We start from the raw sequence: 20,846 nt of genomic DNA on the forward strand, positions 1-20,846 counted from the left end.
GGCTCGTGCTGCGAAGGGCGGTCATCGCCCGAAGTCTTCTGGTGATTCGCCTGCGGCGCGGCCGCGGCTCATCGAAGCTCCATTATCGCACGGTCGGCCGGATTCGCTCACAGGCGCGTGGGGTCATCCTCCGCGAGAAACGCCATCCGCCGCGGGAAACGGCGGGAGACGCCGTTTCTGCACGCCGATCGCGTTTCTCGCCAGGTGGGCACGGGGCGCCGGCATCTCGACGACGAGGCATCCCACAGCAGCCGCACCGCCGGACGGTGGAAGAATCGCGAGCATGAGTGAAAGCGTCGCGCCGCGCCGGCCCACAGTCCTCGCGGTGTGGTTGATCATCGCGGGAGTCGTCGGATGGTGGGCGGCGTTCTCGCTCACGATGGAGCGGTTCCGTCAGCTCATGGACGGCGGGCAAGCGGCATCCTGCGACTTCAGCGTGCTCGTCCAGTGCACCGCGAACCTGAAGTCGTGGCAGGGCAGCGTCTTCGGTTTCCCCAACCCGATCATCGGGCTCGCGGCGTGGATCGCACCGATCGTCGTCGGCGTCGCGATCCTCGCGGGCGCCCGGTTCGCCCGTTGGTTCTGGATCGTCTTCTGGCTCGGCATCGTCGGGGCGCTGGCGTTCGTGATCTGGCTGATCTCGCAGAGCATCTTCGTGCTCGGCACCCTGTGCCCGTGGTGCATGGTCACGTGGTCGGTGGTGATCCCCACGTTCTTCGCCGTCACCCTGCACGTTCTGCGGGAGGGGATCCTCCCGGTCGGCCGGAAGACGCGGGATGCCGCGGCCTCGCTGATGGCCTGGGTGCCGCTCATGGCGCTCGGCGGCTACGTGATCGTCGCCGTCCTCGCGCAGCTGCGCCTGGACGTCCTCGGCCAGCTCTGACGTCGGCGATCCGCGGACGGAAGTCCGTGTCGCGCGGATGCCACTGAGCCGGTGCGGATCGCGGAGCCGGTGCCGACCAGTCGCCGCAGACGAACAGAACGGCCGCCGCCCCACGGGGGACGGCGGCCGTCGTGGCATCCGGGATCAGTCGAACCAGATCGCGAGCTCGCGCGCGGCGGACTCGGGGCTGTCGCTGCCGTGGACGAGGTTCTGCTGGACCTTCAGGCCCCAGTCGCGACCGAAGTCGCCGCGGATCGTGCCCGGGGCCGCGGTCGTGGGGTCGGTGGTGCCCGCGAGGGAGCGGAAGCCCTCGATGACACGGTTCCCGGCGAGGCGGATCGCCACGGACGGGCCGGAGAGCATGAACTCGAGCAGCGGCTCGTAGAACGGCTTGCCCTCGTGCTCGGCGTAGTGCTGCGCGAGGGTCTCGCGGTCGGGTTCGACGAGGCGGATGTCGACGAGGGCGTAGCCCTTCGCCTCGATGCGGGCGAGGATCGCGCCGGTCAGGCCGCGCGCGACCCCATCGGGCTTGACCAGGACGAGGGTCTCTTCGGTGGCCATGGGTCATTCTCCGTTCGAGAGGTCGGGGTCGGCGGCCCTCCGCGCATTGGCGCGATCGAGAGCTGCTCCCTTGATCGTCGCATACGCCCACATGCCACCGAAAATGAGGGCGACGACGGCGAGAGCCGGGACCAGGATGCCACCGAGGGCGAGGATCACCTGGAGGGCCCACCCGACGACGACGGCCCAGCGGTGGCGGAGCAGACCCGAGGTCGCGACCATGGCGACGGCCATGACGGCGCCGCCGACGATGCCCCACCACGGCTCGATTCCCCAGGGCAGAGCCTTCAGGCCGTAGACCACGAGTCCGCCGAGGAACACGACGATCGACTCGAAGCCCAGGACGACCGCCCCGAGCGACTCGAGGGCTCCGCGGGTGCGGCGCGGGCGCCGCTCCCGGGCGCTCATCCCTGCCACCCGGCCTTCCAGTCCTCGAGGTCGGCGAGACGGATCGCCTCGCCGGCGAGAACCACCGATCCGGCGATGATCACGGCGCGGCGGTCGGACTCGGCGGCCCACGCACGGGCCGCGTCGGCCGCATCCTCGAGCGTCGGGTGCACGGTGACGGGGACGTCGGCCGCCTCGGCCACGTCCGCGATGAGGTCGGGGTCGCCTGCGCGCTCGCTGTCGGGCGCGGTCGCGAACACGCGCGCGACGGCCGGGGTCAGCGTCGAGACGATGCCGACGGTGTCCTTCCCCGCCAGGATGCCGACCACCGCTCCCCACTCGTCGATGTCGAACGCCTCGTCGAGGGCGGCGACGAGGGCGCGGGCCCCGTGCGGGTTGTGCGCGGCGTCGACCAGCACGGTCGGCGCGGTGCCGAGGAGCTGCAGACGGCCGGGCGAGGTCGTGGCGCCGAGGCCGTCCGCGACCACCTCGGCGTTCAGCGGCTGGTCTCCCCCGCCGATGAGCGATTCCACGGCGGCGATGGCCAGAGCGGCGTTCGCCCCCTGGTGCGCACCGTAGAGCGGGAGATACAGCTCGGGGTAGCTCCCCGCGATCCCGCGCACCGTGAGCAGCTGCCCGCCGACCGCGAGGGTCTGCGCCTCGAGCGAGAACCCCTCGCCGGCGAACGCGACGGTGGCATCCATCCTCTCGGCGCGGGCGAGGATCGCCCGGCGCGCCTCCGCGGGCTGAGCCGCCGAGACGACGGCCGCGCCCTGCTTGATGATCCCGGCCTTCACGGTCGCGATCTCCGCGATCGTGTTCCCCAGGCGATCGGTGTGGTCGATGTCGATGGGCGTGAAGACCGCGACATCGCCGTCGGCGGTGTTCGTCGAATCCCACTCGCCGCCCATGCCGACCTCGAGCACGAGGACGTCGATGGGCGCATCGGCGCACGCGACGAACGCGAGCACCGTCAGCAGCTCGAAGAACGTCAGGGGCGCGTCGCCGGCCGCCTCGAGCTCGGCATCCACCATCTGCACGAACGGCTGGATCTCGTCCCACGCGTCGGCGACGGCGGCATCCGCCACCGGTTCTCCGTCGATGAGGATGCGCTCCGTGAAACGCTCGAGATGCGGGCTGGTGAACAGGCCCGTCCGCAGCCCGAGCGACCGCAGCAGGCTCTCGATGATGCGGCTGGTCGAGGTCTTGCCGTTGGTGCCGGTGACGTGGATGACGCGGTAGGTGCGCTGCGGGTCGTCGAGCAGCTCGAGCACGCGGCGCGTGCGCTCGACCCGGGGCTGCACCCACTGCTCGCCCTGCCGCTCCAGGAGTGCGGCGTAGACGCCGTCGGCGCGGGAACGGTCGCTCATGCGGGTGCTCCGATCCGGGCGACGGCGACGGTGACGGGGCCGACGTTCGCGTAGGTCTTGGCCGCGATGACGTTCTCGAACTCGGGCGTGCGGGACTCCCCGCGCTCGATCAGACGTTCGGTGCGGCTCGCGAGCACGACGCCTTCGGCGAGGGTCTCGGATGCCACGCCGGCGAGGTCGAACGCCTGGGCCACGGCCGCGGCGTCCGCGGCATCGTCGAACGTCAGGGTAAGCGCGATGCGGTCGCTCACGTCGAAGCCGGCGGCCTTGCGGGTGTCCTGGATCGCGCGGATCATGTCGCGCGCCAGGCCCTCGGCTTCGAGCTCGGGCGTCGTGGTGGTGTCCAGCAGCACGAAGCCGCCCGACGAGAGCACCGCGAGGGCTTCGCCGTCGGGACGACCGGCCGTTTCGACGACGAGGTCGTACTCGCTCGGCTCGAGCGGGATGCCGCCGGCGACCACCCGACCGTCGACCTCGCTCCAGTCGCCCTCGCGCGCGGCCTTGATGGCCTGCTGCACCTGCTTGCCCAGGCGCGGACCCGCGGCGCGGGCGTTCACCGACAGGCGGTGGGTGATGCCGTACTCGGCGGCGGTGCCCTCCTGCAGGGCGACCTGCTCGACCGCCTTGACGTTCAGCTCGTCGCGGAGGATGTCGTCGAACTGCGCGAGGCCCGCGGCATCCGGGGTCACCACCGTCAGACGCGGCAGGGGCAGGCGCACGCGCTTCCCCTCGCGCTTGCGCAGGGCGTTCGCGACGCTGGAGACGTCGCGGACGGTGTCCATGGCGGTCCGGATGTCCGCTGCCGCCGGGAACGCCGACGCGTCCGGCCAGTCCTCCAGGTGGACGCTGCGGCCACCGGTGAGGCCCTGCCACACGCGCTCGGTGACGAGGGGCAGGAGCGGGGCCGCAACACGGGTCAGCGTCTCGAGCACCGTGTACAGCGTGTCGAAGGCCTCGCGGCTGGACGGGTCGTCGGTGACGCCCACCCAGAACCGGTCGCGCGACCGGCGGATGTACCAGTTGGTCAGCACCTCGGCGAAGTCGCGCAGGCGCTCGGCCGCGGTCGTGGAGTCCAGCCCCTCGAGATCGGCGGCGACGTCGCGGACGAGATCGCCGGTGAGGGCGAGGATGTAGCGGTCCAGCACGTCGGTGGAGTCCGTGCGCCACTGCGCCTCGTAGCCGTCGGAGCCCGAGGCGTTGGCGTAGGTGGCGAAGAAGTACCACGCGTTCCACAGCGGCAGCAGGAACTCGCGCACGCCCGAGCGGATGCCTTCCTCGGTCACGACGAGGTTGCCGCCTCGGAGCACCGAGCTGGACATGAGGAACCAGCGCATGGCATCCGAACCGTCGCGATCGAAGACCTCGCGCACGTCGGGGTAGTTGCGCAGCGACTTCGACATCTTCTGGCCGTCGTTGCCGAGGACGATGCCGTGGCAGGACACCCCCGTGAAGGCGGGACGGTCGAAGAGCGCCGTGGACAGCACGTGCATGACGTAGAACCAGCCGCGAGTCTGCCCGATGTACTCGACGATGAAGTCGGCCGGCGAGTGCTCGTCGAACCACTCGTGGTTCTCGAACGGGTAGTGCACCTGCGCGAACGGCATCGAGCCGGAGTCGAACCAGACGTCCAGGACGTCCTCGATGCGACGCATGGTCGAGCGCCCCGTCGGGTCGTCGGGGTTGGGGCGCGTGAGGTCGTCGATGTACGGACGGTGGAGGTCGACCTCACCCTCCGCGTTGCGCGGCAGGCGGCCGAAGTCCGCCTCCATGTCCGCGAGCGAGCCGTACACGTCGACGCGCGGGTAGTTCGGGTCGTCGCTCTTCCACACCGGGATCGGCGAACCCCAGTAGCGGTTGCGGCTGATCGACCAGTCGCGCGCGCCCTCGAGCCACTTGCCGAACTGCCCCTCCTTGACGTTCTCGGGCACCCAGGTGATCTGCTGGTTGTTCTCCAACAGACGGTCCTTGACCTCGGTCACGCGCACGAACCAGCTCGACACGGCCTTGTAGATCAGGGGGTTCCGGCAGCGCCAGCAGTGCGGGTACGAGTGCTCGTAGGACGCCTCGCGCAAGAGGCGACCGCCCTGCGTCAGCAGGCGGATGAGCGGCCGGTTCGCCTCGAACCACAGCTCCCCCGCGACGTCGGTGACGGCCGACAGGAAGCGTCCGCCGTCGTCGAGCGAGATGATCGTGGGAAGGCCCGCGGCATCCGCGAGGCGCTTGTCGTCCTCGCCGTAGGCCGGGGCCTGGTGGACGATGCCGGTGCCGTCGCTGACGGTGACGTAATCGTCGACGAGGATCCTCCACGCGTCCTGCGTGCCCCACGTCTCGGCGTCGGCGTAGTAGTCGAAGAGGCGGTCGTACGACACGCCGGCGAGCTCGGCGCCGGTGATCGTCGTCTGCACCGCCGCGCGGGCGGCATCCGCCGAGTCGTACCCGAGGTCCTTCGCGTAGCCCGGCAGCAGGTCTTCGGCCAGCAGGTAGCGGTGCGCCATGGCCTCGATCGCCTCGTCGGGCGTGCCGTCGGGCGCGCGGTGCACGTCGGCGGCACCGTTCGGTCCGCCCGGGACGACGGCGTAACGGATGCCGGGACCCACGGCCAGGGCGAGGTTCGTCGGCAGGGTCCACGGCGTCGTCGTCCACGCGAGCGCCCGCACGCCGGTGAGGCCGAGCGCCTCGGCCTTCGCTCCGACGAGGGGGAAGGTGACGGTGACCGACGGGTCCTGGCGCATCTTGTAGACGTCGTCGTCCATGCGCAGCTCGTGGCTGGAGAGCGGCGTCTCGTCGCGCCAGCAGTACGGCAGCACGCGGTAGCCCTCGTAGGCGAGGCCCTTGTCGTGCAGGGTCTTGAACGCCCACAGGACGCTCTCCATGTACGACGTGTCGAGCGTCTTGTAGCCGCGCTCGAAGTCGACCCAGCGCGCCTGGCGGGTGACGTAGTCCTGCCAGTCGCGGGTGTACTCGAGCACCGACTCGCGGGCCTTGCCGTTGAAGACGGCGACGCCCATGCGCTCGATCTCGTCCTTCTCGGTGATCCCGAGCTGCTTCATGGCCTCGAGCTCGGCGGGGAGGCCGTGCGTGTCCCAGCCGAAGACGCGGTCGACCTTCTTGCCGCGCATCGTCTGGAAGCGCGGGAAGACGTCCTTGGCGTAGCCGGTGAGCAGGTGCCCGTAGTGCGGCAGGCCGTTGGCGAACGGCGGGCCGTCGTAGAACACCCACTCCTCGGCGCCGTCGCGGTTCGCGATCGACGCGCGGAAGGTGTCGTCGGCGTCCCAGAACGACAGCGTGTCGCGCTCGATGTCCGGGAACCGGGGGCTCGGGACGACGGATGCCGCGGCGTCGGCGGCCGGGCCGAAGGATGAGGGGCGTGGGTAGGTCATGTCTCTCCGCAGGTTGCGATCCACCTGCGGGGACGATCCGTTCGGACCGCGGTACCACCCCGCATTGCGTCCACCGGAGTGGGCGCCGCTCTCACTGCGGCTGTGACGGGCCTGACCCGCTCGGTTCTACTGGGGGCCGTGACCCTGTTCTTCCGAGAGCTCCCCGGTGATGGCCGGATCGGTGCTGGTGCATCCATTCTACGCGGTCCCCCGCGCCACCGCGGGCGGGTCGGGGAATGCCCCGGGGCGTCGGGGGGTTTCTGGACTCGTGCCAAGATCGACTCCCGTGACTTCTGCTCCTCCCGCTGCCCGTCCGACCTCTTCCGCACCCGCGCGCCGTGTCGCGTGGGCGTCGATGATCGGCACCTCCCTCGAATCGTTCGACTTCTACGTCTACGCCTACTTCGCCGCGTTCTTCGTCGGGCCGCTGTTCTTCGCCCCCCTCGGCCAGGTCGGCGCGACGCTCGCGTCGTTCTCGACGATCGCGCTCGCGTTCGTCGTGCGCCCGATCGGCGCGATCATCTTCGGTCACATGGGCGACCGGCTCGGTCGACGGACGACGCTGCTGTGGACCGTCGCGATCATGGGAGTCGCCACGGGGCTGATCGGCGCCCTCCCCACGTACGCGCAGGCCGGATGGCTCGGCGTCGTGCTGCTCCTGGTGCTGCGCATCGCGCAGGGCCTGTCGCTCGGTGGCGAGTGGGGCGGCTCCATCCTCCTGGCGACCGAGCACTCGAGCCCGGTGAAGCGCGCGTTCTACGCCGCGATCCCGCAGCTCGGATCCCCGGTCGGGTCGATCCTCTCCGCCGCCGTGTTCATCGTCATGACCGTCGCGCTCCCCGCCGACCAGCTCGCCGAGTGGGGCTGGCGGATCCCGTTCCTGCTCGCGCTGCCCCTGCTGCTGGTCTCGCTGTACCTGCGGTGGTCCATCGACGAGACGCCCGTGTTCGAAGACGTCGTCGCCTCGGGTCGGCGTGAGCGCCTCCCCGTCCTGGCGATGTTCCGCGCGCGGCCCGTCGCCGTGGTGATCGCGATCGGCGCCGCGCTGCTGGGCATCGGGTCGTACTCGCTGATGAACACCTACACGATCAACTACGGTGTCGCGCAGCTCGGCTTCAGCTTCCAGGACCTCCTGGTGGCGACCACGATCGGCGCACTGCTGCAGCTGGTCACGATCCCGCTGTTCGGCGCGTGGGCGAACCGCATCGGTTCCGCGAAGGTCGTCGCGTGGGGCGCGCTCGGCACCCTGCTGATCACGTTCCCGATGTACTTCCTGCTGCAGTTCGCGACGTTCCCGATCCTGGTCGCGACGATGATCGTCGGCGGCATCCTCCCGACGATGTCGTGGGCGGCGCTCGGCGGCCTCATGAGCGATCTGTTCCCGGACCACTTCCGGTACTCGGCGCTGTCGCTCACGTACGCGATCGCCGCGACCATCTCGGGCTTCGTCCCGCTGGCGACCACGGCGCTCGGCACGCAGACGGCGTTCGCGTGGTGGCATCCTGGTGTCGTGCTCGCGATCCTCTCGGCCGTCACGCTCGTCGCCGCGTGGGCGGCGTCGCGCCGTCGCCCCGAACCGCTCGAGGCCTGAGTGGTCCGCGCCCGCGGTCCGCTGCCGCCCCGCCTCTCCGCGCCCGACCTGCCCCGGGTGCTCGAGAGCGTCGACGGACTCGGACCGCGGGCGGACCTGCTGGGCACGCGCGTCGTCTCACTCGAGGGTCACGTGGATGCCGCGCACTCGGCGCTCTCGGAGAGCGTGATCGCCGAGGCGTCCGTCGACTCCCTCGACCTGACCGGTGCGTCGCTCGCCGATGTCGAGATCGCCACGCTGCGCGCGACCGAGCTGCTCGCCCGCGACGGGCGCTGGCGGAACGTCGCGGTGATCGGCGGCCGCATCGGCACCCTCGACCTGTCCGGCGCCGAGCTCGACAGCGTGGAACTGCGCGGACTCCGGATCGACTACCTCTCGCTGCGCGGCGCGAGAGTGCGCGACGTCCTCGTCGCCGACTGCGTGATCGGCACGCTCGACCTGCCGCTCGCGACGCTCTCGCGCGTGCGATTCGACGGCTCCCGGGCCGATGAGGTCGACTCCGACGGTCTGCGCGCCGAGCACACCGACCTCCGCGGCCTCGAAGCGCTCTCGTTCGGGCGTCCCGACACCCTGCGCGGCGTCACGCTCACCCACCGTCAGGTGGAGCTGGCCGCCGCCGACTTCGCGCGGGCCTTGGGTATCGACGTGCAGGACTGACCTCGGGCGCCCTCCGCGGCATCCCGGCGTCTCGCCGCCGCCCGATAGACTCGAGCGACATCCCACACTCAGGCACGATCACACGGTGCCGCCTATATCGCTCGAGGAGTACCCATGTCGCTGATTCCGGACAAGCCCGCCCTGGAGGGCCTCGAGCAGAAGTGGGATGCCGCGTGGACCGACCGCGGCACGTACGTCTTCGACCGCGTCCGCGCGGCCGAGCTGGGCCGCGCGGGAGTCTTCTCGGTCGACACGCCTCCGCCGACGGCATCCGGAAGCCTGCACATCGGTCACGTCTTCAGCTACACCCACACCGATGTGAAGGTGCGCTTCGAGCGAATGCGCGGCAAGACGGTGTTCTACCCGATCGGCTGGGACGACAACGGTCTGCCGACCGAGCGTCGCGTGCAGAACTACTACGGCGTGCGCTGCGACCCGTCGCTGCCGTACGACCCTGATTTCACTCCCCCGTTCTCGGGCGGCGACAACAAGAGCAGCAAGGCCGCCGACCAGGTGCCCATCAGCCGCCGCAACTTCATCGAGCTCTGCGAAGAGCTCACCGTCGAGGACGAGAAGGCCTTCGAGGCTCTCTGGCGCGACCTCGGACTCAGCGTCGACTGGGGCCAGACGTACCGCACGATCTCCGACGACTCCATCCGCACGAGCCAGCTCGCGTTCCTCCGCAACGTCGAGCGCGGCGAGGCGTACCAGGCGCTCGCCCCGACGCTCTGGGACGTCGACTTCCGCTCCGCGATCGCGCAGGCCGAGCTCGAGGACCGTGAACAGCCCGCCGCCTACCACCGTCTCGGATTCCACAAGACCGACGGCTCGGGCGACGTGTTCATCGAGACGACGCGTCCCGAGCTGCTCGCCGCGTGCGTCGCACTCGTGGCCAACCCCGACGACGAGCGCTACCAGCCGCTGTTCGGGACGACCGTGCGCACGCCTCTGTTCAACGTCGAGGTGCCGGTGCTCCCGCACCCGCTCGCGCAGCAGGACAAGGGTTCGGGCATCGCGATGATCTGCACCTTCGGCGACGTCACCGACATCATCTGGTGGCGCGAGCTCGACCTCCCCAACCGCACGATCATCGGGAAGGACGGCCGCATCGTGGCCGACGCGCCCGATGTGATCGTGACGGATGCCGCGAAGGCGGCGTACGCGGAATTGGCGGGCAAGACCGTGTTCAGCGCCAAGAAGCGCATCGTCGAGCTGCTGCAGGAGTCCGGCGAGATGGAGGGCGCGCCGAAGCCGTTCACGCACCCGGTGAAGTTCTTCGAGAAGGGCGACCGCCCGCTCGAGATCGTGTCGACGCGCCAGTGGTACATCCGCAACGGCGCGCGTGATGCCGAGCTGCGCGAACGCCTCATCTCGCTCGGGCGCGAGATGTCGTGGCATCCGGACTTCATGCGCGTGCGCTTCGAGAACTGGACCAACGGGCTCACCGGCGACTGGCTCGTGTCGCGCCAGCGCTTCTTCGGCGTGCCGATCCCGGTCTGGTACGGCCTCGACGAGAACGGGGACCGCGACTACGGCCGCGTGCTCACGCCCGACCTCGCGACGCTCCCGATCGACCCGACGACCGACGTGCCCCCGGGCTACACCGAGGACCAGCGCGGCGTCCCCGGCGGGTTCGAGGCCGAGCAGGACATCCTCGACACGTGGGCGACGTCGTCGCTCACGCCGCAGCTCGCCGGCGGCTGGCAGCGCGACGACGAGCTCTGGAACCTCGTCGCGCCGTTCGACCTGCGCCCGCAGGGTCAGGACATCATCCGCACGTGGCTGTTCTCGACGATGCTCCGAAGCGCCCTCGAGGACGACCGCGCGCCGTGGTCGGATGCCGCCATCTCGGGCTTCATCGTCGACCCCGACCGCAAGAAGATGTCGAAGTCCAAGGGCAATGTCGTCACCCCCGCCGACATCCTCCAGCAGCACGGATCCGACGCGGTGCGCTACTGGGCGGCGTCGAGCCGTCTCGGCACCGATGCGGCCTTCGACCCGCAGAATCCGACGCAGATCAAGATCGGTCGCCGTCTCGCGATCAAGCTGCTGAACGCGGCGAAGTTCGTCCTGTCGTTCCCGGTGCCCGAGGGCGCCGAGGTGACGCACGCGCTGGATGCCTCGATGCTGACGACCCTCGACAAGGTCGTCGCCGACGCGACCACGGCGCTGGAGGCGTACGACCACGCCCGCGCGCTGGAGATCACCGAGTCGTTCTTCTGGACGTTCTGCGACGACTATCTCGAGCTCGTCAAGGAGCGCGCGTACGACCGCTCCGACGCCGGCCAGGCATCGGCGGCGCTCGCCCTGCGCACCGCGCTGTCGACCCTGACCCGCCTGTTCGCCCCGGTGCTGTCGTTCGCCGCCGAGGAGGTCTGGTCGTGGTTCGAGGAGGGCTCGGTCCACACCGCGGCCTGGCCTCAGCCGCTCGGCATCCAGGGCGACCCGGTCGTGCTGACCGCCGTCGGTGAGGCGCTCATCGGCATCCGGCGCGCCAAGACCGAGGCCAAGGCCTCCCAGAAGACGCCGGTGCTCTCGCTCACGATCCACAGCCCGAACGTCGAGGCGCTGCGCCTCGCCGAGGGCGATCTACGCGCCGTCGGCCGGATCGAGACGATCACCTTCGTCGAGGCCGACACCACCGCCGTCACCGACATCGTGTTCGCACCCCAGGAGGACTGATGCAACTCGGAACCCGTTGGACCGCCCGCGAGCAGCCCCCGGCTGCCGTGCCCGCGGTGCTGCACGCGCAGATCGCGGCCGTCGAGGCGGCGCTGAACCCGGACGGGCTCAGTGCTCCGGCCCCGCGGTGGACGCTCACCTTCCTCGAGGGGCGCCCGGTCGCCGAGCTCGACACCGGCGTGATCGTCGCGCAGGACGCATCCGGCGAGGTGGTCGTGCGCTACGACGACGAGGACGAGTTCGCCTGAGTGCGGACGAAGGGCCGGGATGCCATGCACCCCGGCCCTTCCTCTTCTTCCAGCGCACGCGGAGGTAGGCCTCTGCCACGAACTCGGGGCGCGCTCCGGCGGCGAGGGCGGTCTCGCGCTGGACGGTGATGTCGATACGTGCCGCGCGAGCGCGCATCCGGGCGTGGGCGTGGTCGGCGAGGATGCGCGACAGCGCCAGCAGAAGCCGCTCGGGCGCGGTCGGTGTCGAGAGGGGTGCGGTGAGGGCGCTCATCGGATGCCTCCTTCGGTGGGGAGCGGGAAGACGTCGGCACGCATGGTGACCACGCGGAGGTCGTCGCCGGTCTGATTCCGGTAGCGGTCGACGGTTTCGGCGATGACGGACTGCAGCCGATCGGCGAGTTCCGCCATCTGGGCGACGGTGAGCCGGGCGCTCGCGGTCGAGATCAGGCTCTTGTCGAGCCACTTCTCGTCTTCCTCCCATCCGTGCGTGACGAACGACATGAGCTGCTGCTGACGAAGCGTGAGCGTCTCGGAGTGCACGGCTTCCATCACCGCGCGTCCGCTCGCGGTGGCGGCCATCTCGGGGTTGATCAGCGTCACCGCGCCCTTCGGGCGCTCCCACCAGCGCTCTCGCGCGGTTCCCCGCCCCGCGACCTCGCGGATCAGGTCCTGTTTGGCAAGAGCCCGCAGGTGGTAGCTGGTCGCGCCGGTGGACTCCCCCGTCAGGGTCGCGAGCCCGCTGGCCGTCTGCGGTCCGTACTGGCTCAGCAGGTCGTAGAGCCGGACGCGGAGCGGGTGCGCCAACGCTCGCAGCGCACCGGCGTCGAGGACGCGCCCCTCGGGACGGGAATCAGAGCTCATGCATGCAAAGATACCTTTGCAACGTCATCATTGCAAACACTTCTTTGGAATCATCCCCACCCGCGGTGACTACGCTGGAGCGATGACGGATGCCGTGACCAATCCCCTCCTCGCTCCGACGCCCCTCCCCTACGATCTGCCGCCGTACGGCAGCATCCGGGTCGAGCACTACCTCCCCGCGTTCCACGAGGCGTTCGCCGCGCAGCGCGCCGAGGTCGACGCGATCACCGCGCAGACCGAAGCCCCGACGTTCGAGAACACCCTCGTCGCGCTGGAGCGCAGCGGCGCACTGCTCGACCGCGTCGCGCGGACGTTCTACACCGTCTCCTCCGCCGACGGCACCGCGGAGGTGCAGGCCGTCGAGGAGGAGCTCGCCCCGCTCATGTCGGCCCACGGCGACGCGATCCAGCTCGACGCGGCGCTGTACGCGCGCGTCACGGCCGTGCACGACGCTCTCGACAGCCTCGACCTGGATGCCGAGAGCCGGTACCTCGTCGAGCGCCGGTATCGCGAGATGTCGCTGGCCGGAGCCGGCCTCGACGACGCGCAGAAGCAGAAGCTCACCGACCTCAACCAGCGTCTCTCCACGCTGACGACGACGTTCGAGAAGAACCTCCTCGCCGACACCAACGAGCTCGCGGTCGTGTTCGACCACGCGGCCGAGCTGGACGGACTGAGCGACGGCGAGCTCTCCGCCGCGGCGCAGGCCGCCACCGAGCGCGGACTCGACGGGCGCTACGTCGTGACCCTCACGCTGTACACGGGGCACCCGTACCTCGCCTCGCTCACGAACCGCGAGAGCCGTCGCCGACTGCTCGAGGCTTCCCGCGCGCGCGGCACCCGCGGGAACGCCCACGACAACCGCGCCACCCTGCGCGACATCGTGCGGCTGCGCGCCGAAAGGGCCGCCCTCCTCGGCTACTCCTCGCACGCCGCCGCGGTGCTCGCCGACCAGACCGCCGGTTCTCCCGAAGCGGTTCACGATCTGCTGCGTCGCCTCGCGGTGCCCGCGGCCGCCAACGCCCGGGCCGAGCAGGCCGCGCTCCAGCGCATCGCTGATGGCGACGGCATCCGGATCGAGGCGCACGACTGGGCGTTCTACACCGAGAAGGTCCGCGCCGAGCAGTACGACCTCGACCGCGCCGCGCTGCGCCCCTGGTTCGAGGCCGAACGCGTGCTGCGCGACGGCGTGTTCTCCGCCGCCGAGCAGCTGTACGGCCTCCGCATCTCCGAGCGCCACGACCTGCAGGGCTACCACCCCGACGTGCGCGTGTTCGAGGTGCACAACGACGACGGCAGCGAGCTCGGACTGTTCCTGCTCGACCTCTACACGCGCGACTCCAAGCGCGGCGGCGCGTGGATGAACTCCATCGTCACGCAGTCGCGCCTGCGCGGCACCGCGCCGGTGGTCGTCAACAACCTGAACGTCAACAAGCCCGCGCCCGGCACGCCGACGCTGCTGACGCTCGACGAGGTCACGACCCTGTTCCACGAGTTCGGTCACGCGCTGCACGGCCTGTTCGCCACGGTGACGTACCCGCACTTTGCGGGCACCGCGGTGCACCGCGACTTCGTGGAGTTCCCGAGCCAGGTGAACGAGATGTGGATCTTCTGGCCCGAGATCCTCGCGCACTACGCGCGGCATCATGAGACCGGCGAGCCGCTCCCCGCCGACGTCGTCGAGCGTCTCCACGCCTCGGAGGCGTTCAACCAGGGCTTCGCCACGAGCGAGTACCTCGCGGCATCCTGGATCGACCAGGCGTGGCACGGCCTCTCCCTCGACGAGGCCGCTGCCGACATCGACGTCGCGGAGTTCGAAGCGCGCGCCCTCGCCGACATCGGCCTCGACAACCCGGTGGTCCCCACCCGCTACGCCTCGACGTACTTCGCGCACGTGTTCTCGGGCGGATACAGCGCCGGGTACTACTCGTACATCTGGAGCGAGGTCCTCGACGCCGACACCGTGGAGTGGTTCCGCGAGAACGGCGGCCTCACGCGCGAGAACGGTGACCGGTTCCGCCACCGTCTGCTGGGCGTCGGAGGTTCGGGCGACCCGCTCGAGGCCTACCGCGATTTCCGCGGACGGGATGCCGAGATCCAGCCGCTGCTCGAGCGCCGGGGTCTCACGGTCTGAACAACGACGGTCCCGGTCGCGAGCGCGACCGGGATCGTGGGCGTCGTGTGTCAGGCGCTCTTGCGCTTCTGCGCCAGCACCAGGGTCGCGGGGGCGCGGTCTTCGACCGACGCGCGCGTGATGACGACCTTCGCCACGTCTTCCGCCGACGGGATGTCGAACATCACCGGACCGAGCACGTCTTCGAGGATCGCACGGAGCCCTCGCGCACCGGTCTTGCGCGCCACGGCGAGGTCGGCGATCGCGCGCAGCGCGTCTTCCTCGAACTCCAGCTGGACGCCGTCGAGCTCGAACATGCGCTGGTACTGCTTGACGAGCGCGTTGCGCGGGGCCGTGAGGATCTCCATCAGCGCGTCCTGATCGAGGGGCGAGACGGATGCCACGACGGGGAGACGCCCGATGAATTCGGGGATCAGACCGAACTTGTGCAGGTCTTCCGGCAGCACCTCGCTGAAGAGGTCGGGCGCGTCCTCCTTGCGGTGGAGGGGCGCGCCGAAGCCGACGCCGTGCTTGCCGACGCGAGAGGAGATGATCTCTTCCAGCCCGGCGAAGGCGCCGGCCACGATGAACAGGACGTTCGTCGTGTCGATCTGGATGAACTCCTGATGCGGGTGCTTGCGGCCGCCCTGCGGCGGAACGGAGGCGACCGTGCCCTCGAGGATCTTCAGCAGTGCCTGCTGCACGCCCTCACCCGAGACGTCGCGCGTGATCGAGGGGTTCTCGGCCTTGCGGGCGATCTTGTCGACCTCGTCGATGTAGATGATGCCGGTCTCGGCGCGCTTCACGTCGAAGTCGGCGGCCTGGAGCAGCTTGAGGAGGATGTTCTCGACGTCTTCACCGACGTAGCCGGCCTCGGTGAGGGCCGTGGCATCCGCCACCGCGAAGGGCACGTTGAGACGCTTCGCGAGCGTCTGCGCGAGATAGGTCTTGCCGCACCCGGTCGGCCCCAGGAGCAGGATGTTGCTTTTGGCGATGTCGATCTCTTCGGCGCGCTGCTCGGCGGGCTGCAGGGTGCCGAGCGCACGCACGCGCTTGTAGTGGTTGTAGACGGCGACGGCGAGGGCGCGCTTCGCGGGCTCCTGCCCGACGACGTACTCCTCGAGGAAGCCGAAGATCTCACGGGGCTTCGGAAGGTCGAAGTCGGCGACCTCGCCCGTCGAGGACTCGGCCATGCGCTCTTCGATGATCTCGTTGCACAGCTCGACGCACTCGTCGCAGATATACACGCCCGGACCGGCAATCAGCTGCTGCACCTGCTTCTGGCTCTTGCCGCAGAAGGAGCATTTGAACAGATCGGCGCTCTCTCCGATGCGTGCCATGCCCGTGCCTCCTCATTCCCGGCCCCACGCCGGAGTGACTTTGAGCCTAACCGGTGCCCGGGACATTCGAGGGTATTTGCGCGAGCGCCGTCGCCGTGATCGCCACGGGCGGACATATGGGCCGCCCTTCGGGGTCCCGTCATCCGTCTCCCCCACCCCTCTTCGCGTGAGTCGCCAAGATCTGTCGCCTCCATCAGGCGGGAGGCGATGAATCTTGGCGACTCACGCGCGAAGAACCCGCCGGACACGACGATGCCCCGCCGGACGGCTCCGGCGGGGCATCGGGTGGAGCAGGTCAGGCGGTCAGGGCCGCCGGGACGCGCTTGCGGCTCGTCAGCACCTGGTCGACGATGCCGTACTCGAGCGCCTCCTGAGCGGAGAGGATCTTGTCGCGGTCGATGTCCTTATTGACCTTCGCGACTTCCTGACCCGTGTGGCGGGCCATCGTCTCTTCGAGCCACGTGCGCATGCGCATGATCTCGGCCGCCTGGATCTCGATGTCCGACGCCTGACCGTGACCGGACTCGCCGACGGCGGGCTGGTGGATCAGGATGCGGGCGTTCGGGAGGGCGAGGCGCTTGCCGGGGGCACCGGCCGCGAGCAGAACGGATGCCGCGGACGCCGCCTGGCCGAGCACGACCGTCTGGATCTGGGGCGAGATGTACTGCATCGTGTCGTAGATCGCCGTCATGGCCGTGAAGGAACCACCGGGCGAGTTGATGTACATGATGATGTCGCGGTCGGGATCCTGCGACTCGAGCACGAGCAGCTGGGCCATGACGTCGTCGGCCGAGGCGTCGTCGACCTGGACGCCCAGGAAGATGACGCGGTCCTCGAAGAGCTTGTTGTACGGGTCCTGGCGCTTGTAGCCGTAGGCCGTCCGCTCCTCGAACTGGGGCAGGATGTAGCGGCTGCTCGGCATGTGTGCGGCGCCGCCGCCGAAGGTGGGAGTGTGCATTGTGGTGTCCTTTCCTCTCGCCCTCGGCCTCAGGCCGCGGTCCCGCCGCCGCCGGCGACGTCGCTTGCGTGCTCGCGCATGTGGTCGACGAAGCCATACTCGAGCGCCTCGGCGGCGCTGAACCAGCGGTCGCGGTCGCCGTCGGCGTTGATCTGCTCCACGGTCTTGCCGGTCTGGGCGGCCGTGATCTCGGCGAGACGCTTCTTCATGTCGAGGATGAGCTGCGCCTGCGTCTGGATGTCGCTCGCGGTACCGCCGAAGCCGCCGTGCGGCTGGTGCAGCAGCACGCGGGCGTTGGGCGTGATGTAGCGCTTGCCCTTGGTGCCGCTGGTCAGCAGGAGCTGGCCCATCGAGGCGGCCATGCCGATGCCGACGGTCACGATGTCGTTCGGGACGAACTGCATGGTGTCGTAGATCGCCATGCCGGCCGTGATCGAGCCGCCGGGCGAGTTGATGTAGAGGTAGATGTCCTTCTGCGAGTCCTCTGCCGCGAGCAGCAGGATCTTGGCGCAGATCTCGTTGGCGTTCTCGTCACGCACCTCCGAACCGAGCCAGATGATGCGGTCCTTGAGCAGCCTGTCGAAGACGCTCGTTGCCATAAGGGGTTCGGGCATGTGTGCTCCTCTTCCGGTGATCTGCAACGAATCTACCGGCGCGGTTCGGGGCGGGTCGCCGTGTTCGCCGCGGGCGGATCAGGCGTGTCCGTCCGCGATTTCGCGGGCGTATCCGGTCACTGATCGCGTGTAGCGCGGCAGGTGCGGGGCGAGGGCCTGAAGGGCGATGGATGCCGCCCGCTCGGACTCCCCCGACGACACCAGTGCGAGCGCGTAGAACGCCGCCGCGGCATCGTGCAGCTGTCCGCGCGGCTCGCGCTCGTACTCGGCGCGCAACAGCTCTCGTGCCTCGTCGATCTTGCCGAGGTTGCGGATGGTGCTGGCGAGCTGGATCGTCGCCTGCGTGCGGCGCTCGTCGTCGAGCCCGCCGGCCAGCGCCCGGCGGTACAGCACCTCGGCTTCGGCCTCGAGCCCGGCGGAGTCCCGGGCGCCCGCGCGCTCGAAGAGGGCGACCGGGTCGTCCTCGGGCCGTTCGCCCGCGAGGGAATCGATGCGCTCGATCACCTGCAGCTCGGTCAACGACGTGTCGTCCCAGACCGCGTCGACGCGTTCCTGCCAGTCGCTCATGGGTGCTCCCTCTCGTGTCGTGCGGTGCGGCGTGTGCCTCGGCCGCAGTCAGGTTCGGTGTCCAAGACACGCCGTTCGACGCTCGCCACATCGGCGTGTTTTGGACACTCGGTTGTCGAGCCGGAACGAGAACAGGGGGCGGATGCCGTGGCATCCACCCCCTGTCGACGAACCGGACGAGTCTTACTCGCTGTCGGCGGCCTTCTTCTTGGCGGGAGCGCGCTTCTTGGCGGGAGCCTTCTTGGGGGCCTCCTCGGCGGGGGCCTCTTCGGCCTCGACGACGGCGTCCGCGTCGGCGGCCGCGTCGGCGATCTCCTGCGCCTCTTCGACGACCTCGTCCTCGGCGTCCGTGGGCTCCTCGCCCTCGACGGCGACGAAGCCGGTCAGGTCGACGGGCTTTCCGTTGCTGTCGACGACGGTGACCTTGCCGAGCGCGATCGCGAGCGCCTTGTTACGGGCGACCTCTCCGACCATGGCGGGCAGCTGGTTGCCCTGCTGCAGCGCGTTGACGAAGTCCTGCGGAGCCATGCCGTACTGCGCGGCCGACTGGATGAGGTACTGCGTGAGCTCGTCCTGCGAGACCTGGACGTTGGCGTCCTCGGCGATCTTGTCGAGGATCATCTGGGTGCGGAACTGCTTCTCGCTGGCCTCGGTGACCTCGGCACGGTGCACGTCGTCCTCGAGGCGGTTCTCGCCCTCGAGGTGCGTGTGGACCTCGTCCTCGATGAGCTGCGGCGGCACGGGGATCTCGACGGCCTCGATGAGGGCCTCGACGAACTTGTCGCGCGCCGCGGCACCCTGCGTGAACACCGACTGCTCGGACACGCGGCCCGCGAGCGAAGCGCGCAGCTCTTCGAGCGTGTCGAACTCGGATGCCATCTGGGCGAAGTCGTCGTCGGCCTCGGGCAGCTCGCGCTCCTTGACGGCCGTGATGGTGACGGAGACCTCGGCCTCTTCGCCGGCGTGCTCGCCGCCGACCAGCTTCGAGCGGAACGTGGTCTGCTCGTCGGCCGTGAGCGAGTCGATGGCCTCGTCGATGCCCTCGAGCAGCTCGCCGGAGCCGACCTCGTACGACACGCCCTCGGCGCGGTCGATCTCGTTGCCGTCGATCGTGGCGACGAGATCGAGCTCGACGAAGTCGCCCTTCGCAGCCGGACGGTCGACGGTCACGAGCGTGCCGAAGCGGGCGCGCAGGCGGTCGAGCTCGGCATCCACGGCGGCGTCGTCGGTCTCGACGGCGTCGACGGTGACCGTGATGGTGTCGTAGGCGGGGAGCTCGAACTCGGGACGCACGTCGACCTCGACGTCGACGACCAGGTCGCCCGAGTAGTCCTTGAGCTCGGGCAGTTCGACGATCTCGGCGCTCGGGCGACCGATGACGCGGAGCTCCTGGTCCTCGACGGCCTGGCGGTAGAACCCGTCGAGACCCTCGTTGACCGCGTGCTCGATGACGGCGCCACGGCCGATGCGCTGGTCGATGATGGGCGCGGGCACCTTGCCCTTGCGGAAGCCGGGGATCTGAACGTCCTGCGCGATGTGCTCGTACGCGTGGGCGATGCTCGGCTTGAGCTCTTCGGGCGAGACCGTGATGTGGAGCTTGACCCGGGTCGGGCTGAGCTTCTCGACGGTGCTGTTGACCATGCGGTGTGTTCTCCTTGTGTGGCCCGCGCGCACGCGGGGGCCGGCTAGGCCTGTGGTCTGTGGGGCCGTTGCGTCGGGGCGACAGGATTTGAACCTGCGGCCTCCCGCTCCCAAAGCGGGCGCTCTACCAAGCTGAGCTACGCCCCGGGGCGACGCGCAGGACGCGTTCGACGAAACGACCCCTGGAAGTCTAGTCGATCGAGGTGTGGGGGCCGGTCTGGGAGTCGATCGGATGCCATGTGCTTCGCCGGGACGCGTCGATCGGGCGACGTGGCCCCGGGCGCGAGAACAGGGGATGCCACGGGAACAGCCCGTTTCGGACGATGATCGCCTGTTCCGGGCACATGCCCTGTTCCGGCGACGTCGGTGTCCGTGGCACCCGCGGACGTGAAGTAGAGTTGTCCACGCTGCGGTTAGCCGCCGCGGGGATGTAGCTCAATGGTAGAGCCTCAGTCTTCCAAACTGATGGTGCGGGTTCGATTCCCGTCATCCCCTCCACATCACGCTCGACTCGATGCCGGCCCGCCCCTTCCGGAGCGGGCCGGCATCGTTCGTCAGCCGCCCAGAGTGCTGCAGGCGACCTCGTTGCCGTTGACGATCACGGTGCCCGTGAAGCCGGCAACCTCGCAGGCCTGGTATGCGGCGGCGCCGAAGCCGATGGCCGTGACGATCAGGATGGCCACGATGATCCCGACGACCGTGAGCACCGCGCCCACGATGATCGCCGCGACGGCGAAGCCGTTCTTGTGCCCGGCCTTACGGCTCTGCACCAACGCCACGATGCCCAGGATCAGCCCGATGACATTGAAGAAGATCGCGACGATGAGGGCCACGATGCCCAGGGTGCGACCGGGGACGGGAGCGGCGGCGGGCCGGGTGTTTTCGACGGACATGGTTCCTCCAGAACGATCCTGTTGACTCCGTACGAATCGGACACTAGCGGTCGGAACCCGATCCTGGGTGTCTCCTATGAGCGAGTCTTCGTTCGAGTCGGGCGTCCTCCGCGGTCGT

At 69.6% G+C, this 20,846-nt stretch carries 17 protein-coding genes and 2 tRNA genes; 7 read left to right on the forward strand and 12 right to left on the reverse strand.

The window, feature by feature from the left end; translation table 11 throughout:
- The first annotated feature begins 283 nt into the window (after nt 1-283).
- Nucleotides 284-883, forward strand: coding sequence for a vitamin K epoxide reductase family protein (locus tag CSIV_RS11520; RefSeq protein ID WP_077051558.1), 600 nt, complete (start codon nt 284-286; stop codon nt 881-883).
- A 144-nt stretch (nt 884-1,027) separates the two neighbouring features.
- On the opposite strand, the gene ndk is transcribed toward CSIV_RS11520, so the two are convergent.
- The 4 genes from ndk to ileS are packed head-to-tail and all read right to left on the reverse strand — an operon-like array spanning nt 1,028 to nt 6,581.
- Nucleotides 1,028-1,444, reverse strand: coding sequence for a nucleoside-diphosphate kinase (ndk, locus tag CSIV_RS11525; protein ID WP_077051559.1), 417 nt, complete (start codon nt 1,442-1,444; stop codon nt 1,028-1,030).
- A 3-nt stretch (nt 1,445-1,447) separates the two neighbouring features.
- Entirely contained in the window at nt 1,448-1,852 is a 405-nt protein-coding gene (locus tag CSIV_RS11530) for a DUF4233 domain-containing protein (protein ID WP_077051560.1), read from the reverse strand.
- Nucleotides 1,849-3,201 (reverse strand): bifunctional folylpolyglutamate synthase/dihydrofolate synthase, encoded by a 1,353-nt coding sequence (locus CSIV_RS11535; protein ID WP_077051561.1) that lies wholly within the window; start codon nt 3,199-3,201, stop codon nt 1,849-1,851. Before CSIV_RS11535 ends, CSIV_RS11530 begins: the two co-directional genes overlap by 4 nt.
- Entirely contained in the window at nt 3,198-6,581 is a 3,384-nt protein-coding gene (gene ileS, locus CSIV_RS11540) for an isoleucine--tRNA ligase (protein ID WP_077051562.1), read from the reverse strand. The genes CSIV_RS11535 and ileS overlap by 4 nt, the downstream gene beginning before the upstream one ends.
- Before the next feature lie 355 nt (nt 6,582-6,936).
- Here ileS and CSIV_RS11545 point away from each other — a divergent pair, with 355 nt between their 5' ends.
- From CSIV_RS11545 to CSIV_RS11560, 4 genes are all read left to right on the forward strand, one after another.
- Nucleotides 6,937-8,172: an MFS transporter gene (locus CSIV_RS11545; RefSeq protein WP_139340695.1), complete on the forward strand. Its 1,236-nt coding sequence runs from the start codon at nt 6,937-6,939 to the stop codon at nt 8,170-8,172.
- Nucleotides 8,173-8,829 (forward strand): hypothetical protein, encoded by a 657-nt coding sequence (locus CSIV_RS11550; RefSeq protein WP_077051564.1) that lies wholly within the window; start codon nt 8,173-8,175, stop codon nt 8,827-8,829.
- Nucleotides 8,830-8,943: 114 nt separating this feature from the next.
- Entirely contained in the window at nt 8,944-11,511 is a 2,568-nt protein-coding gene (gene valS, locus CSIV_RS11555; protein WP_077051565.1) for a valine--tRNA ligase, read from the forward strand.
- Nucleotides 11,511-11,759: a hypothetical protein gene (locus tag CSIV_RS11560; RefSeq protein ID WP_022878819.1), complete on the forward strand. Its 249-nt coding sequence runs from the start codon at nt 11,511-11,513 to the stop codon at nt 11,757-11,759. Before valS ends, CSIV_RS11560 begins: the two co-directional genes overlap by 1 nt.
- Nucleotides 11,760-12,008: 249 nt before the next feature.
- On the opposite strand, the gene CSIV_RS11565 is transcribed toward CSIV_RS11560, so the two are convergent.
- On the reverse strand, nt 12,009-12,602 hold the full coding sequence (locus CSIV_RS11565; RefSeq protein WP_077051566.1) for a winged helix-turn-helix domain-containing protein: 594 nt from the start codon (nt 12,600-12,602) through the stop codon (nt 12,009-12,011).
- A gap of 82 nt (nt 12,603-12,684) precedes the next feature.
- Here CSIV_RS11565 and CSIV_RS11570 point away from each other — a divergent pair, with 82 nt between their 5' ends.
- The gene (locus CSIV_RS11570; protein ID WP_077051567.1) at nt 12,685-14,736 is read left to right on the forward strand and encodes a M3 family metallopeptidase; all 2,052 of its coding nucleotides are present in this window, start codon (nt 12,685-12,687) and stop codon (nt 14,734-14,736) included.
- A gap of 50 nt (nt 14,737-14,786) precedes the next feature.
- On the opposite strand, the gene clpX is transcribed toward CSIV_RS11570, so the two are convergent.
- From clpX to CSIV_RS11600, 6 genes are all read right to left on the reverse strand, one after another.
- The gene (gene clpX / locus CSIV_RS11575; RefSeq protein ID WP_077051568.1) at nt 14,787-16,055 is read right to left on the reverse strand and encodes an ATP-dependent Clp protease ATP-binding subunit ClpX; all 1,269 of its coding nucleotides are present in this window, start codon (nt 16,053-16,055) and stop codon (nt 14,787-14,789) included.
- Between the two features lie 295 nt (nt 16,056-16,350).
- A complete protein-coding gene (locus CSIV_RS11580; RefSeq protein WP_077051569.1) occupies nt 16,351-17,013 on the reverse strand; it encodes an ATP-dependent Clp protease proteolytic subunit in 663 nt (220 codons plus the stop codon).
- Nucleotides 17,014-17,042: 29 nt separating this feature from the next.
- On the reverse strand, nt 17,043-17,627 hold the full coding sequence (locus CSIV_RS11585; protein ID WP_077051570.1) for an ATP-dependent Clp protease proteolytic subunit: 585 nt from the start codon (nt 17,625-17,627) through the stop codon (nt 17,043-17,045).
- Between the two features lie 78 nt (nt 17,628-17,705).
- Nucleotides 17,706-18,194 carry a tetratricopeptide repeat protein gene (locus tag CSIV_RS11590; protein ID WP_077051571.1) on the reverse strand — a complete coding sequence of 163 codons (489 nt, stop codon included), beginning with the start codon at nt 18,192-18,194 and terminating at the stop codon, nt 17,706-17,708.
- Between the two features lie 183 nt (nt 18,195-18,377).
- Complete coding sequence (gene tig, locus CSIV_RS11595; RefSeq protein ID WP_077051572.1) at nt 18,378-19,835, reverse strand: trigger factor; 1,458 nt, start codon at nt 19,833-19,835, stop codon at nt 18,378-18,380.
- A 73-nt stretch (nt 19,836-19,908) separates the two neighbouring features.
- Nucleotides 19,909-19,982 (reverse strand) — tRNA-Pro (locus CSIV_RS11600).
- 277 nt (nt 19,983-20,259) lie between these two features.
- Between CSIV_RS11600 and CSIV_RS11605 the strand changes: the two genes are divergently transcribed.
- Nucleotides 20,260-20,333, forward strand: a tRNA-Gly gene (locus tag CSIV_RS11605).
- Between the two features lie 56 nt (nt 20,334-20,389).
- On the opposite strand, the gene CSIV_RS18645 is transcribed toward CSIV_RS11605, so the two are convergent.
- Nucleotides 20,390-20,728, reverse strand: coding sequence for a hypothetical protein (locus CSIV_RS18645; protein ID WP_077051573.1), 339 nt, complete (start codon nt 20,726-20,728; stop codon nt 20,390-20,392).
- Nucleotides 20,729-20,846 lie beyond the last annotated feature (118 nt).

The organism is Microbacterium sp. CSI-V, from assembly GCF_001984105.1.
GTDB lineage: Bacteria > Actinomycetota > Actinomycetes > Actinomycetales > Microbacteriaceae > Microbacterium.